Here is a 14,306-nt window from a genome sequence, read left to right on the forward strand (position 1 = left end):
GCGGCCGGCTCGGCTAGACTGCCCTTCGTCTTTGGGGAGTAGCCTGCTTTCCATCCCCGGAAAGCGAATGCGTCAACACACTCGGCCTGCGGCCGTGGCGTATTCGGCCGTATCGGTCTGGCGAGACCATCGACGCATCGCGTCGTTCCTGGTCGGACGTCGGCAGATGCGTCATGGTTCGTCCACGTCCGACCACGGAGTCCCCATGTTCCTCCTGGCTTCCCTCTCGCGTTTCGCCACTGCCCGCCTGCCTGCCTGCGGAGGTGCCGCATGACCTTGATGCTCGTCGAACTGGCGTTCATGCTGATCGTCATCCTGGTCGCGGCCGAACTCTTCACGAATGCGCTCGAACATCTCGGCGAACGGCTGAAGATTTCCGAAGGCGTGACCGGTTCGCTGTTCGCCGCCGTCGGCACCGCGCTGCCCGAAACGATGGTGCCGCTGCTCGCGCTCGCGGGCGGCACGTCGAACACGGCGGTCAACGAGGAGATCGGCGTCGGCGCGATTCTGGGCGCGCCGCTGATGCTCGCGACGCTGACGACCTTCCTGATGACGCTCGCCGTGATCCGCTCGCGCGGACTGACCGGCACGATCGCGCCCGAGCGGACCGGCTTCGTGCGCGACCTGAACTACTTCATCGCCGCATTCGCGCTCGCCACCGTCGCGATGTTCGTCCCGCATCACGTGTGGGCGGTCCGCGCGCTGCTCGCCGCGATGCTGGTCGGCGTCTACGTGATGTACGTCGTGATGACGTTCCGCGCGTCGACCCGGCTCGTCGATGCCGGGCACGGCACCGAGGCGCCGCACGCGATGTTCCTGTCGCGCGTCGGGCTGCCGACCAACCTCGCGACCATCGCGCTGCAGCTCGCGCTCGGCGTCGCGCTGCTCGTCGGCGGGGCGAAGGGCTTCATCCACGGCGTCGAAGGCGTGTCGCACCTGCTCGGTATTTCCGCGCTGCTGCTGTCGCTGATCATCGTGCCGATCGCGACCGAGTTGCCGGAAAAGGTCAACAGCGTGCTGTGGATCCGCCGCAAGAAGGACACGCTCGCGTTCGGCAACATCACCGGCGCGATGGTGTTCCAGGGCACGCTGCTGCCGGCGATCGGCATCATGCTGACGCCGTGGGAGCCGCGCCCCGAGGTGCTGACCGGCGTGGTCATCACGCTCGCGGCGGCGGTGTGGCTGCGTGTCAATGCGCGTGCGCGCGGGCTCGCGATCTGGGCGCTGCTGGCGAACGGGGCCGGGTATGTCGGCTATCTGTTCGTGACGCTGACGCGCTGAAGACGCTGAATGCACTGAACACGCTCGACGGCGCGGATCGAGCGCGTCGCCCGACAGGCGTACGCCCCCCGAACGCGACCGTCGTCACCGCACCGCGCTTGACGACGCTCGCGGCGGGCGGCCATGCCACCCGCTTCCCCGCGCTTACGACGCCTTCACGAGCCTGACGATCGTCAGCGTGCCGTTGACGTTCTCGACGCGGACCTTCACCTTGTCACCCGCGTGGACCTCGGCGAGCATGGCCGCGTCCTTCGCCTTGAACGCCATCGTCATCGGCGGCATTCCGACGTTCTCGAGCGCGCCGTGCTTCAGCGTGATCTTGCCGCTCGCGGCATCGACCTTCTTCACTTCGGCATCGGTCAGCGCGGCGTGCGACTCGGCCGCACCGCCCGACGACATCTTCATGCCGGACATGTCCATGCCCGGCATGTCGCCCGCGGCCAGCGCGGGAACAGCGAACACGCCGGTCGCGAAAACGGCAGTGGCGGTGGCGATCAATTGATTCATCTTCATCGAGACTCTCCAGTGGGGGTGGACGGCACGTTCATGCCGTGAGGAACTGCATCGGATTGCCGCTGACGGCTCGCGCCTCGCGCACGACGGCGCTGCAGCAGAAGCCACGCGGCGGGAATGACGAACATCGACAGCAGCGGCGCGGTGATCATGCCGCCGACCATCGGCGCGGCGATGCGCTGCATCACTTCGGAGCCGGCGCCGTGTCCGACCATGATCGGCACGAGGCCGGCCAGCACGACGGCGACCGTCATCGCTTTCGGCCGCACGCGCAGCACCGCGCCTTCGCGAATCGCGTCGAGCAGCACGGCATCGGTCAGCGGCGCGCCGGCGTCGAGGCGGCGCTGCAGCGCGCCCTTCAGGTACAGCAGCATCACGACGCCGAACTCGGCGGCCACGCCCGCCAGCGCGATGAAGCCCACCGACGTCGCGACCGACACCGCGTGGCCCAACGCCCAGACGAGCCAGAAGCCGCCGATCAGCGCGAACGGCACCGTGGACATCAGCAGCAGCGCATCGGCCGCGGAGCCGAACGTGACGAACAGCAGCACGAAGATCACGACGAGTGTCACCGGCACCACGGTGCGCAGCGTCGCCGCCGCGCGTTCGAGATACTCGAACTGTCCCGACCACGCGATCGAATAGCCGGGCGGCAATGCGACCTGTTGCGCAACGACCTGCCGCATCGCACGGACTGCCGTACTCAGATCGGTGCCGCGGATATCGACGTACACATAGCCGGACAGCCGCGCGTTCTCGCTGCGGATCATCGGCGGCCCGTCGGCGATCGCGATGCGCGCGACGTCGCCGAGGCGGATCTGCGCGCCGCGCGCGGTGACGACCGGCAGTTGCCGCAGGTTCTCGAGCGAATCGCGGAGCTCGCGCGGATAGCGCAGGTTGATCGGGAACCGCTCGCGCCCCGCGATCACTTCGCCGACATCCTCGCCGCCGATCGCCGACGACACCACCGACTGGATGTCGGCCACCGACAGCCCATAGCGCGCGGCCGCGAGCCGGTCGACGTCGACGTCGAGGTAGCGGCCGCCGTTCAGCCGTTCCGCGAGCGCCGACGTGACGCCCGGTACCTGTTTCACCGCCGACTCGACCTGCGTCGCGATCGCGTCGATCCCCGCCAGGTCCGGCCCGGAAATCTTCACGCCGACCGGCGTCTTGATGCCGGTGGAGAGCATGTCGAGCCGGTTGCGGATCGGCGGCACCCACACGTTCGACAGGCCCGGCACCTTCACCGTGCGATCGAGTTCGTCGACGAGCTTCTCCGGCGTCATCCCCGGCCGCCATGCGCTGCGCGGCTTGAAGCGGATCGTCGTTTCGAACATCTCGAGCGGCGCGGGATCGGTCGCCGTATCCGCGCGCCCCGACTTGCCGAACACCGTGTCGACCTCGGGCACGGTCTTGATCAGCCGGTCGGTCTGCTGCAGCAGTTCGCTCGCCTTGTCGGCCGAGATGCCCGGCAGCGCGGTCGGCATGTACAGCAGATCGCCTTCGTCGAGCGGCGGCATGAACTCGCCGCCGAGACGCGACAACGGCACGGCCGTCAGCAACAGCGCGGCGATCGCGACGCCGATCGCGCGCCACGGGCGCCGCAGCGTCGCTTCGAGCAGCGGCCGGTACACGCGGGTCAGCACGCGGTTGATCGGGTTCGCGTGCTCGGGCGGAATGCGGCCGCGCACGAGATACCCCATCAGCACGGGCACCAGCGTCACCGACAGCGCGGCCGCGGCGGCGATCGTGTAGGTCTTCGTGAACGCGAGCGGCGCGAACAGTTTGCCTTCCTGACCTTCGAGCGAAAACACCGGCACGAACGACAGCGTGATGATCAGCAGCGAGAAAAACAGCGCCGGCCCGACCTCCGCGGCCGACGTCGCGACGAGTTCCCAGCGCCGCGCCGTCGTGATCGGCTCGCCGGGATGCGCGTGGCCGTATGCCTCCAGATGCTTGTGCGCGTTCTCGATCATCACGATCGCCGCATCGATCATCGCGCCGATCGCGATCGCGATGCCGCCCAGCGACATCAGGTTCGCGTTCACGCCCTGGTAGCGCATCACGATGAACGCGGCCAGCACGCCGAGCGGCAGCGACAGGATCGCGACGAACGCGCTGCGCAGGTGGAACAGGAACACCGCGCAGACGATCCCGACGATCAGGAACTCCTCGATCAGCTTGTCGCGGAGGTTGTCCACCGCGCGCTCGATCAATTGCGAGCGGTCGTAGGTCGTGACGATGTCGACGCCGGGCGGCAGCGATCGCTTCAGGTCGGCGAGCTTCGCCTTCACCGCGTCGATCGTCGTCAGCGCGTTCTTGCCCGAGCGCATCACGACGACGCCGCCCGCCACCTCGCCCTGCCCGTCCAGCTCCGCGATCCCGCGCCGCATCGCCGGGCCGACCTGGATGCGCGCGACGTCGCCGAGCAGCACCGGTGTGCCCGCGTCGTCGGTGCGCAGCACCACGTGCCGGAAGTCGTCGAGCGTGCGCAGGTAGGCGGACGAACGCACCATGTACTCCGACTCGGCCAGCTCGACGACCGCGCCGCCCGATGCCTGGTTGGCCTTGCCGAGCGCGTCCGCGACCGCCGCCTGCGTGATGCCGTACGCGCGCAGCTTGTCCGGATCGAGCACGACCTGGTACTGGCGCACCATCCCGCCGACGCTCGCCACTTCCGACACGTCCGGCAAGGCCTTCAGCTCGAACTTCAGGAACCAGTCGTTGAGCGCACGCAGTTGCCCGAGGTCGTGACGGCCGGTGCGATCGACGAGTGCGTACTCGTACACCCAGCCGACCCCGGTCGCATCCGGCCCGAGCGACACGGTCGCGCCCGCGGGCAGGCGGCTCTGCACCTGGCTCAGGTATTCGAGCACGCGCGAACGCGCCCAATACGGGTCGGTGTGGTCGTCGAACAGCACGTAGACGAACGCGTCGCCGAACGACGAGTACGCGCGCACGGTCTTCGCGCCCGGCACGCCGAGCAGCGTGGTCGTCAGCGGATAGGTGACCTGGTCCTCGACGACCTGCGGCGCCTTGCCCGGATACGACGCCTTGACGATCACCTGCGTGTCCGACAGGTCGGGCAGCGCATCGAGCGGCGTCTGCCGCAGCGCATGCGCGCCCCACGCCGCGATCAGCACGGTGGCGAGCAGCACCAGGAAGCGGTTGCGGACGGACCAGCGAATCACGTGCGCGATCATCGCGTGCCTCCCTGCGGCTCGACCTTCGTCAGCCGGTAGCCGTCCTCGCGCTGCACGAACGCGAAACGCACCGTCTGGCCAGCCTTCACGTCCGGGAACGCGTGTGCCGACGGCTTGCCGAACGCCATCGTCATCGCGCCCCAGCCGAGTGCCGGCACCGGCTGATGCGAGAACGTGATGTCGTCGTCGGTGACTTGCTCGACCTTGCCGGTGGTTTCATACACCGGCGCGGCCGCGGCGGCCGGCGCTTGCGCCGCGCTCGCGCTCGCCGCGCCTTCCAGCCGCGGCAGCACGCTTTTCAGGCTCGCTTCCGAATCGATCAGGAACTGCCCCGATGCGACGACCGTATCGCCTTCGCTCAACCCGTCGAGCACTTCCGTGTCGCCGCCGACGTCGTTGCCCACCGTCACCGGCACAGGCCGGAGCCGGCCGTCGCCCGTCTTCACGATGACGATCGTGCGCTTGCCGGTCGCGATCACCGCTTCGGACGGCACCAGCAGGCGCGACACCGCCTTCCGCGCCGCGACATGCACGCGCATCAGCATGCCGGGCGTGAGCCCGAGCGCCGCATTGTCGACCTCCACGCGCGCCTGCAGCGTGCGGTTGCCCGTGCTGATGCCGGGCAGCACTTCGCGGATGCGGCCGGTGAAGTGCCGCGCCGGATCGCCCGCGAACGTCGCGTCGACCGCCATCCCCGGCTGCACGTTCAGCGCGAGCGCTTCCGGCACCTCGACGATGAGCCAGAGCGTCGACAGCCCCGCGATCTTCGCGAGCGTCTGTCCCGGCGCGACCATCGCGCCGTCCCGCACGTTCAGTTCGCTGACGACGCCGGTTTCCGGCGCGCTCAGCACGACGTGCGTCTGCGCGCGGCCGGTGCGATCGAGCGCGGCGATCATCGCGTCGGGCATCGACAGCGCACGCATCCGCGCGCGCGACGCATCGAGCAGGCTGCCGTCCATCCCGCCCCGCTTGAGCGCGAGATATTCCTCCTGCGGCGCGAGCCATTCCGGTACGAACAGCGACGCGATCGGCGCGCCCTTTTCGATGCGCTGCATCGGCGCCCGTGCGTAAAGCCGGTCGATGTAGCCGGTGACGCGCGACTGCACGACGTCCGCGCGAGATTCGTCGAATTGCGTGGTGCCCACCGCATCGAAACCGTCCGCCGTCTGCTGCCGGCGCACGGTCGCATAGCGGATGCCGAGGTTCTGCTGCAGGCCCGGATCGATCCGGACGCCCCGTGCATCGCCGCCCTCGTCCGCATAGACGGGCTGCAGTTGCATGTCCATGAACGGCGATTTCCCCGGTTTGTCGAAGTGCTGGTTCGGCACCATCGGGTCGTGCCAGTACAGCACCTTGCGTCCTGCCAGCGAATCGGGCGTGCCTGCCGCCGCGACGGCAGCCGTTGCCGCGCCGCCCGATGCATGGCGCATGCCCGCGACATAACCCGCGCCGAGCAGCGCCGCGCCCGCGCATGCCAGCAGCACCGCACGCGCCAGTGATTGCTTCGTCATGAGGTTCTCCTTCACTGCGCGGCGGCCATCGTCGACGGCACGACCTGATATTCGAGCTGCGCCCAGGTCCGCGACACGTCGCGTCCGAGCTCGAGCACCTGCAACTGCGCGTCCAGTTGCGCGCGCCGGGCGGCGAACGTGTCGGCGAGCGAACCGGTGCCGGCCCGGTAGGCGGCCGTGGCGAGCTGCACGCGCTGCCCGGCGGCGGGCAACAGCGATTCGCGCAGGGTCGCGAGGCGTTCGCGGCCGCTTGCCAGCGTCTCGGACTGCGTACGGATATCGGCTTGCACCTGACGCAGCGTGTCCTCGTACATCAGGCGCGCCTTCGTCGCGAGCGCGGCCTTTTCGGCGACGTCGCGGTTCTGCCGGTTCTTGCGATCGAGCGGCAACGGGATCGTGACGCCGACGGACACCATGTTCGAATACGCGCCGCCGCGCTGCTGGTACGCGATCTCCCACGTCCAGTTCGGGCTACGCTCGCTGTCGGCCACCGCGGCGTCGGCCTCGGCGACCGCGATGTCGTCCGCGGCGGCGACGAGCGCCGGTTGCGACACGCGCAGTTCGTCCGGCGGCAACGACGCCACGAAGGATTCGGGCGCGGGCGGCGTGCCCGTCACGTCCGTGACGGGCGCAGCCGTCCAGCGGCCGAGCGCGATGAGTGCGGTGCCATAGGCCTGCCGCGCGTCGAGCACCTGATCCTGCGTTTGCGCCAGCATCGCGCGAGCCTGGACGACCTCGCCCGCGCTCGCCTTCGCGCCGCGATACGACGCCTGCGTCGCGTCGAGCTCATGCCGCATGTGATCGAGCAGCGCCTGGCGAAGCGCGAGCGCCTGCTTCGCGTAGATGGCGTCGAGCCAGGCCGCGGCGGTCCGCTGGCGCACCGTGGCCAGCTGCACGAGATAGTCCGCGAGTTCGCGGCCGACTCGCTCGTCGGCCAGCGCCGCGCGCAGCCGCCGCTTGTCGCCGGACACCCATTCCTGCTCGATGCCGATGCGGCGCATCGTCATGAAGTCCTGGCCGACGGTGAAGCGCTGCCCGCCGTTGACCGGCAGGTTGTCGATGCCGGCCTTGAGCATCGGGTCCGGCAGCTGGCCGGCCTTGACCGCCGCTTCCGAACTCGCGCGCACCGAAGCCTGCGCGGCCTGCATCGACGCGGAACGTTCGGTGGCGGACTGCAGCGCGGCGTCCAGCGTGACGGGCGACTGCTGCGCATGGACGCCCGCCGCCAGCAGCGCCGCCCAAAGCACGGGCGCGCGCCGGCACGCACGCCGCATGCGCGGTGTGCAGAAATCGAATGACATGGTGTAACCCCAAGTCGGAACCCGAATGGATTCCACGTCCCGAACACGGGACGAACCTCACCGCCTCGGCGGTGAACCGGTCAAATCGGGATCAGCTGATGCGGGGCGGGCGCCACAACCCGTTCGGGTCGCGGATCGGGACGGACTGCGCGTAGTGGAAGACGATCGTGCTGGCGAATGCAGCGGGACGGCTCACGTCGGCGCGGGCGGCCGGGTGATAGAGACTGCCGAACTGGCATTGGGCCGTCACCTTGCAGGCCATGCCCTTCGCCTTGGCCTTCGTGGTGTCGGTGGGCGACGCTTTCATCGAATCGCAGCCGCTCATGTCGGCGGACATGCTCATGCCCGCGTTCGCTTCCATCGACATCGTGTGCTGCATCGGACATTCACCGGTCAAGCCGCTGGCTGCCAGCCCGCTGATGGGCAGCACCGCGCAAAGCAGCAGCAGGACGAAGGTCCGAAGCAGTTTCATGGCGGCGATTATAGCGCGGCGGTTTGCGGTATGGCGCGGCGACGTGAGCGGCTTCTTACGGTGTCCGGCGCCGCCCCCAAAACGCGCTAGCGTGCCAGCCTGTCCGCGGCGAGCACCTGCTGCACGGCCGGCCGCGCCCGCACCCGCTCGTACCACGCGCGCAGGTTCGCATGGCGGCTCAGGTCGATGTCCGCGTTGTACACCGAGCGCATCCAGTCGGCCTTGCCCCAGCCCGTCAGCGCGAACAGGTACGCATCGGCGACGGTGAACGTGTCGCCCGTCACATACGGGTTGCCGTCGAGCTGCCGGTCGATCCACGCGAAGCGGCTGTCGAGCTTCTGCCGCACCGGGTCGACGTATTGCCCCGCCTGCACCGCGTAAAGCAGCGGGATGAAGCCCTTGTGGATCTCGGTGCCGAGGAAGTTCAGCCATTCCATCAGCCGGTAGCGGGCGAGCGTGCCGTACGCGGGCGCGAGCCGCGCTTCGGGGCGCCGGTCCGCGAGATACTGCGCGATCACCGGTCCTTCGCGCAGCATCGTGCCGTCGTCGAGTTCGAGCAGCGGCACGCAGCCGAGTTCGGTCACATCGTAGTAATTGCGTCCGTCTTCAATGACGTGTTTGCGCGCGTCGACCTTGATGACCTGCGCGTCGATGCCGCTTTCGCGCAGCACGATGCAGATGGCCTGCGAACAGCTGCCGGGAGCGTGATAAAGCTTCATGCGTTTCCTTGATTGGGTGGTTCGACTATCGATTCGCCGCGACGCGGGCGCTAATATCTCGCATCGGCGCGGCGCTGAGAAGAAGGCAGTCGTTTGTGCCGTAGTCACAAAAAAGTTACCGACAGGGTCAGCGGCATGAAGACGAGTGCGACAGGATGTTCCGTGGAAGAAGCGATGCGCATGCTCGGCGGCCGCTGGCGGCTGCTGCTCGTGTCGTATCTGCTCGACGGGCCGAAGCGCTTCAGCGACCTGCGCCGCGACATGCCCGGCATCTCGCAGCGGATGCTGACGCTCGATCTGCGCGCGCTCGAGGACGCCGGCTTCGTGCGGCGCACCGTGTATCCGGAAGTGCCGGTGCGCGTCGAGTACGATCTGACCGCGGACGGCGACCGGCTGCGGCCCGTCGTCGAGGTCATGCGCGCATTCGGGCTGTGGCTGAAGGCGCGCGATGCGCATTGCGAGGTCGACGCGCAAGCCGCGCTGCCCCGATAACCCCTTACCGAGAGAAACATCATGGAACTACACGCTACCGTCGGCGCGGCCACGTCCGATGTCGACGACGACGAAAGCTTCGCGAACATCTATTGCCACGACGCGGCGCAGAACTATTGCTTCTCGCTGCTGCGCTTTCCGGAGGAAACGTCGATCGAGGTGATGGTGCTCGACCAGCTCACCGCGCACGTGAACGACCTGTCGGTGCGCCTCACGGGCGACACGCTCGACGTCGAACTCGACGAGCGCACCGCCGCGCGGCTCGACGGCAACACGCATTACGTGATTCATCTTGCGCCCGGCGAACACGATCCCGTCGCGCTGCGCGCCGCGCTGAAGGAAATCTTCGACGGCAAGAGCGGATATCGCGACGACAGCGCAAGCGCGTAACGCGACCCGCCCGATACGCGTTCACATCCCGCGCGTTCGCCCGCCGCCCGCGACACGCGTTTCGCGATTCCTGCCGCTGCGCCTCGCGCCTGCGGGGGCGGCGCGACCTCGCGGGCGGCACGCGCTATGCAGCCAGCGCGGCCGCCTTGATGTTGAACGCGCGCAGCAAGTCCTCGCGGAACGCATCGACGATCGGCTTGCCGCTCGCGTTGCGCTTCATCGCGAGATGCAGCGGCACATCGAAGCCGAACGTCGCACGGCCGACGGCCTTCACGAGCCCACGCTGCTCGAACGGCTCCGCGTAATGCGCGGGCAGGTAGCCGAGATGGCCGCCCGACAGGATCAGGATCGTCGCGGCCTCGATGCTGTCCGCGCTCGCGGTCACGCGCCGCTCCGGCAGCGGACACTGTTCCTCCGGCACCGGATAGGTACGCCACACCCAGTCGTGCGCCTGCAGGTCGTCCATCGACACCGGCCGCGACACATGGAACAGCGGATGGCCGCGACCGCAGTAGATCACCTGCTCCTCGGTAAACAACGGCGTGTAGTCGAGCCCCGGCACGCGATGCCAGAAATACCCGATCGCGAAATCGAGCTGGTTGTTGACGAGGCCCTCCTCGAGTTCCTGCGGCGATGCGACCTTCATCGAGAACGTGACGGCCTGGTCGCGCTTGCGGAACGTGCCGATCGCGTCGGCGACGCGCGCGTTCTCGACGAGCGGCGCCTGCCCGATCAGCCCGATCGACAACGTGCCGACCAGCTTGCGGTCGATGTCGCGCACGCGCGCGACGAACTCCGACGTCGCCGCGACCAGCGTGCGCGCCGTGGCCGCGAAGCGTTCGCCCTTCGATGTCAGCCGAAAGCCGCCGCGACCGCGGTCGCACAGCTTGAAGCCGACACGCGCTTCCAGCGCGGAGAGCTGCGTGCTGATGGTCGACTGCCGCACGCCGAGCGATGCCTCGGCGGCCGTGATGCCGCGTGCGTCGACGACGGCCAGGAAGACCCGGATGAGCCGGAGATCGAGATCGGTGGTATTCGAAAACATGCTTCAAGCCGCTGCGCTTCTCGCGCGTTGCCGGGCCGGCACGACACCGGCCGCCCGCGCCGATGAACCTGACCGGACGCGCGCCGTCATCGGCAACGGCACGCGCCATACCCGTCGTTCGTGAACGACCGGCGCTTACATCGGGAAGCCCATCGCCTTGAGCCCGTTGATCCACGCACGCTTCCAGCCGCCTTCGGCGTCCGCGCCGTCGAATGCGTGGAACGTGATCTTCGCGGCGACCCAGCGCATCGGCTCGGGCGGGATGTAGCTCGGGCTCTGGTTCGCGATGTCGAGCTTGCGCTCCGGGCTGTCGCGGTCGAACAGGATGTTCAGCCCCATGAACGCGCCGAACCGGCTCGCCGCGACGCCGAAGCCCGTGTAGCCGGCGACGAACACGGCCTTGCCGCCGAGATAGCGCTTCGCGAACACCGAGCCGCGCGAGCAGTAGTCGATCGGGCCGCCCCACGCGTGCGAGAAGCGCACGTCGGCGAGTTGCGGGAAGGTCCGGTAGAACGCCTCCGCGAGCCGGTAGTAGGTTTCGCGCCGGCCGTCCTGGTGCGGTTCCGGGTCGCCGTCGAAGTGATAGCTGACCAGCCCGCCGAAGATGATGCTGTTGTTCTTCGTCAACCGGAAATAGTTGAGCTGCGTGCGCGTGTCGTACACGCCCTGGCGGTTCTTCCAGCCGATCCGCGCGAGCTGTTCGTCAGTGAGCGGCTCGGTCGCGAGCACGTGATCGCGCACCTGCATCACGCGGCGATTGATATCCGGAATGCCAACCTTTGCGGTGCCGCTGCCGAACACGACACGCGGCGCGCGCACGCTGCCGTTCGGCGTCGTCACGTACACGGTGCCGCCTTCGTCGGTGACGGTCGTGAGCGGCGTGTGCTCGTACAGCTTCACGCCGAGCGACAGCGCCGCGCGCTTGAGCCCCCACGCGAGCTTCGCCGGATGCACGATGCCGCTGCGGTTGCGCGACCACAGCGCGCCCGCGAACAGCGGCGAGTTCAGTTGCTCGAGCGTTTCCTCGCGGTTCAGCAGCACGACGTCGTGCCCGTATTCGCGATGCAGGTCGTAGTCGCCCTTCAGGTGCGCGAGGTGCCCGGGGTCCACCGCGACCGTCATCTCGCCGTTCCACTCGATGTCGGCGTCGATGGCGTAGCGCTTCAGCGTGTCCTCGAAGCCGTCGAGGTTGTGGTGGCCGAATGCCTCGAGCTGCGCGATGTCGTTCGGGAACACGCGCACCGCGTTCGGCAGCCCGTGCATCACCGACGTCGAGATGATCCCGCCAGCGCGGCCCGACGCGCCGTGCGCGACCTTGCCGGCCTCGATCAGCACCACGTTCAGGTGCGGCATCTGTTCCTTCGCCTGCACGGCCGTCCACAGCCCGGTGAAGCCGCCGCCGACGACCAGCAGGTCGGCCGTCACGTCGCCGACGAGTTCCGGCTCGGCGGCCGGCGCGGCCGGGTTGTCGAGCCAGTACGGGAACAGTTTCGTATTCGCGAGCGCCTCGGCGGCGCCCAGTGCGACCGGCGCGTGACGCGCGGCGTGCGCGTGAGCCGGTGCGGCTTGTGTTGCTTCGTTGACTTCCATTTCCATGATCCCAGCCATCCCACCTGATCGCGGCCCGCGCGTGCGATGCGTGCACGGCGTGCCGAATTCGCCGAATTCAGCGATTGCGCCGATTACTTCTATCGCCGCGGTTGCCTCGGTCGCGCCGACGGCGACGATCGGCGCGATGCACCGCAAGCCGCGACGCGCGCCTTCGACACCCGCGCGACGGACGTCGCCTGCAGTCGATCGAAAACGCCGCCGCCGGGCCTCGCGTCAACCTGACGACGACGCCACGGCGGCCGCTCACATCACGACTTCTCGAGCAGCACGTAGAACTTCTTCGCGTCCTCGATCGTTTCCCAGCGGCCCGCGAAACCGGCCGGCAGCAGGTAGCCCTGGCCCGGCGTGAATTCCTTGCGGTTGCCTTCGACATCGGTCAGCGCGATCCGGCCCTCGACGAGCCACACCGCTTCGTCCGCCGCGGTTTCCGGGAACTCCACGGAGCCGACCTTGCCTTCCCACCAGCCGATGAGGTAGCCGCCGCTCTTGCCTTCGGCCGCGCGCCAGTCGCTTTCGTCCATCCCGAAGTCGAGCTTCGTGAATTCGCCCACGCCTGCGCCCAGCGGCAGGATGTCCTTGATCAGTTTGGTCATTTGAATCTTTCGTCTCTCGATTGAAAAAAGCAGAGACAAAGTTACTCATTTACACTGCCCCGGTATGCCCCCCTGCGGGGGGGACAAACCGCGTTTTCCGCGGCGCGCAGGGTCGCAGGACTCCGTACCGTATTTCCCCCTAATGACGTTTTTGACTTCGGACGCTAGAATCGCCGCCGCTTTTCACCGGGGAACCGCATGCTGCTCAACGTGAACCCCTTCCACCGCGACACCGACCGCTTCAACGTGTCGTTCAAGGCGCTGGGCGAGCTGATCGAGACGGTCGGCACGCCGCACTTCGTGCCGCGTCTCACGCAACTGCTGAACGACGTCGTGCCGCTCGACGTCGCGCACGTCGAGCGCTCGCGCGTCGACGGCACGATGCCCACCGGCTACCGCTGCGAATGGATCGGCAGCAGCGGCATCGGCACCGCGACCGCCGACATCTCCGACGTGATGACGCTCTACTACGAGCGCTTTCTCGACAGCGACCCGCTGTTCGCGGGGCTGCGCGGCAAGACGGGCACGATGCTGGTCGTGCGCGACATCGCGGCGATCCCACCCGGCGAATTCCGCCAGCGGCTGTTCGACGACGTGCATATCGGCCATGAATGCGTGCTCGCGCGCGGCACCCGCTATGCGCAGCATTCGATCGCGCTGGAACGCGGCCGCGACCGCCCGCCGTTCACGCTCGCCGAAATGAACCGCTTTCGCAGCATCAGCGACGTGCTGTTCCCGCTGCTCGAGCTGCACGCATCGACCACCGCCGCGCGGCGCATCGCGCACCCGACGCCCGACGTGCATCCGCTCGCGCAGTTCGACGCGCGGATCGCGGCCGACGGCGTGAAGCTGTCGAAGCGCGAATACGAAACCTGCAAGCACCTGATCTCCGGCAAGACCGTGCCGGAAACCGCCGACATCCTCGGCGTGCGCGTCGCGTCGGCCGAGTCGTACGTGAAGCGTGCGTTCGCGAAGCTCGGGGTGCGCACGAAGCGCGAGCTGGCTGCGTGGGGCTCGGCCGTGCCGGCGTTTCCTGTGGCCGCAACGCGTGACCACGCAGGCAACGACGGCGACGACGCCGGCACGCCGCCCGCGATCGCCGGCTGATCCGGTCGCCCGCAGCCGGTCGCCCGCAGCCGGTCGCGCCGCGTCGATGCGGCGGCGCCGTTCGCATC

General features: G+C 68.4%; 13 protein-coding genes and 1 riboswitch. Of the genes, 4 read left to right on the plus strand and 9 right to left on the minus strand.

Features of this window, described 5'->3' with window-relative positions; translation table 11 throughout:
• Positions 1 to 21: 21 nt before the first annotated feature.
• A riboswitch (yybP-ykoY riboswitch) is annotated at positions 22 to 197 on the plus strand.
• Between the two features lie 73 nt (positions 198 to 270).
• Positions 271 to 1,281, plus strand: coding sequence for a sodium:calcium antiporter (locus DID98_RS12670; RefSeq protein ID WP_124570809.1), 1,011 nt, complete (start codon positions 271 to 273; stop codon positions 1,279 to 1,281).
• A 144-nt stretch (positions 1,282 to 1,425) separates the two neighbouring features.
• Here DID98_RS12670 and DID98_RS12675 read toward each other — a convergent pair whose 3' ends face one another.
• The 6 genes from DID98_RS12675 to gstA form a co-directional block, all read right to left on the minus strand.
• Positions 1,426 to 1,794, minus strand: a complete 369-nt coding sequence (locus DID98_RS12675; protein ID WP_124487019.1) for a copper-binding protein — start codon at positions 1,792 to 1,794, stop codon at positions 1,426 to 1,428.
• Entirely contained in the window at positions 1,791 to 4,997 is a 3,207-nt protein-coding gene (locus tag DID98_RS12680) for an efflux RND transporter permease subunit (protein WP_124570810.1), read from the minus strand. Before DID98_RS12680 ends, DID98_RS12675 begins: the two co-directional genes overlap by 4 nt.
• Entirely contained in the window at positions 4,994 to 6,508 is a 1,515-nt protein-coding gene (locus DID98_RS12685) for an efflux RND transporter periplasmic adaptor subunit (RefSeq protein ID WP_124570811.1), read from the minus strand. The genes DID98_RS12680 and DID98_RS12685 overlap by 4 nt, the downstream gene beginning before the upstream one ends.
• Positions 6,509 to 6,519: 11 nt before the next feature.
• Positions 6,520 to 7,809, minus strand: coding sequence for a TolC family protein (locus DID98_RS12690; protein WP_124520812.1), 1,290 nt, complete (start codon positions 7,807 to 7,809; stop codon positions 6,520 to 6,522).
• A 91-nt stretch (positions 7,810 to 7,900) separates the two neighbouring features.
• On the minus strand, positions 7,901 to 8,281 hold the full coding sequence (locus DID98_RS12695; protein ID WP_124520814.1) for a hypothetical protein: 381 nt from the start codon (positions 8,279 to 8,281) through the stop codon (positions 7,901 to 7,903).
• A gap of 86 nt (positions 8,282 to 8,367) precedes the next feature.
• Positions 8,368 to 9,000 carry a glutathione transferase GstA gene (gstA, locus tag DID98_RS12700; RefSeq protein WP_124520816.1) on the minus strand — a complete coding sequence of 211 codons (633 nt, stop codon included), beginning with the start codon at positions 8,998 to 9,000 and terminating at the stop codon, positions 8,368 to 8,370.
• Between the two features lie 135 nt (positions 9,001 to 9,135).
• Between gstA and DID98_RS12705 the strand changes: the two genes are divergently transcribed.
• Together DID98_RS12705 and DID98_RS12710 are read left to right on the plus strand one after the other, a co-directional pair.
• On the plus strand, positions 9,136 to 9,492 hold the full coding sequence (locus DID98_RS12705) for a helix-turn-helix domain-containing protein (RefSeq protein ID WP_124487024.1): 357 nt from the start codon (positions 9,136 to 9,138) through the stop codon (positions 9,490 to 9,492).
• Positions 9,493 to 9,513: 21 nt separating this feature from the next.
• Positions 9,514 to 9,882, plus strand: a complete 369-nt coding sequence (locus DID98_RS12710) for a hypothetical protein (protein ID WP_044848306.1) — start codon at positions 9,514 to 9,516, stop codon at positions 9,880 to 9,882.
• A gap of 124 nt (positions 9,883 to 10,006) precedes the next feature.
• Here DID98_RS12710 and DID98_RS12715 read toward each other — a convergent pair whose 3' ends face one another.
• The 3 genes from DID98_RS12715 to DID98_RS12725 form a co-directional block, all read right to left on the minus strand.
• The gene (locus DID98_RS12715) at positions 10,007 to 10,927 is read right to left on the minus strand and encodes a LysR family transcriptional regulator (protein WP_044848305.1); all 921 of its coding nucleotides are present in this window, start codon (positions 10,925 to 10,927) and stop codon (positions 10,007 to 10,009) included.
• A gap of 135 nt (positions 10,928 to 11,062) precedes the next feature.
• On the minus strand, positions 11,063 to 12,523 hold the full coding sequence (locus DID98_RS12720) for an FAD-binding oxidoreductase (protein WP_124520818.1): 1,461 nt from the start codon (positions 12,521 to 12,523) through the stop codon (positions 11,063 to 11,065).
• Positions 12,524 to 12,786: 263 nt separating this feature from the next.
• Positions 12,787 to 13,131 carry a cupin domain-containing protein gene (locus DID98_RS12725; RefSeq protein ID WP_124520820.1) on the minus strand — a complete coding sequence of 115 codons (345 nt, stop codon included), beginning with the start codon at positions 13,129 to 13,131 and terminating at the stop codon, positions 12,787 to 12,789.
• Positions 13,132 to 13,329: 198 nt separating this feature from the next.
• On the opposite strand from DID98_RS12725, the gene DID98_RS12730 reads away from it, so the two are divergent.
• On the plus strand, positions 13,330 to 14,238 hold the full coding sequence (locus DID98_RS12730) for a helix-turn-helix transcriptional regulator (protein ID WP_124520822.1): 909 nt from the start codon (positions 13,330 to 13,332) through the stop codon (positions 14,236 to 14,238).
• Positions 14,239 to 14,306: the final 68 nt, after the last annotated feature.

Origin of the sequence: Burkholderia sp. Bp8984, from assembly GCF_003853755.1 — a bacterium.
Lineage (GTDB): Bacteria > Pseudomonadota > Gammaproteobacteria > Burkholderiales > Burkholderiaceae > Burkholderia.

Coding starts and splice junctions, on each gene's coding strand:
- DID98_RS12670 (WP_124570809.1), top strand. CDS start 271: ATGACCTTGATGCTCGTCGAACTGGCGTTCATGCTGATCGTCATCCTG.
- DID98_RS12675 (WP_124487019.1), bottom strand. CDS start 1,794: ATGAAGATGAATCAATTGATCGCCACCGCCACTGCCGTTTTCGCGACC.
- DID98_RS12680 (WP_124570810.1), bottom strand. CDS start 4,997: ATGATCGCGCACGTGATTCGCTGGTCCGTCCGCAACCGCTTCCTGGTG.
- DID98_RS12685 (WP_124570811.1), bottom strand. CDS start 6,508: ATGACGAAGCAATCACTGGCGCGTGCGGTGCTGCTGGCATGCGCGGGC.
- DID98_RS12690 (WP_124520812.1), bottom strand. CDS start 7,809: ATGTCATTCGATTTCTGCACACCGCGCATGCGGCGTGCGTGCCGGCGC.
- DID98_RS12695 (WP_124520814.1), bottom strand. CDS start 8,281: ATGAAACTGCTTCGGACCTTCGTCCTGCTGCTGCTTTGCGCGGTGCTG.
- gstA (WP_124520816.1), bottom strand. CDS start 9,000: ATGAAGCTTTATCACGCTCCCGGCAGCTGTTCGCAGGCCATCTGCATC.
- DID98_RS12705 (WP_124487024.1), top strand. CDS start 9,136: ATGAAGACGAGTGCGACAGGATGTTCCGTGGAAGAAGCGATGCGCATG.
- DID98_RS12710 (WP_044848306.1), top strand. CDS start 9,514: ATGGAACTACACGCTACCGTCGGCGCGGCCACGTCCGATGTCGACGAC.
- DID98_RS12715 (WP_044848305.1), bottom strand. CDS start 10,927: ATGTTTTCGAATACCACCGATCTCGATCTCCGGCTCATCCGGGTCTTC.
- DID98_RS12720 (WP_124520818.1), bottom strand. CDS start 12,523: ATGGAAATGGAAGTCAACGAAGCAACACAAGCCGCACCGGCTCACGCG.
- DID98_RS12725 (WP_124520820.1), bottom strand. CDS start 13,131: ATGACCAAACTGATCAAGGACATCCTGCCGCTGGGCGCAGGCGTGGGC.
- DID98_RS12730 (WP_124520822.1), top strand. CDS start 13,330: ATGCTGCTCAACGTGAACCCCTTCCACCGCGACACCGACCGCTTCAAC.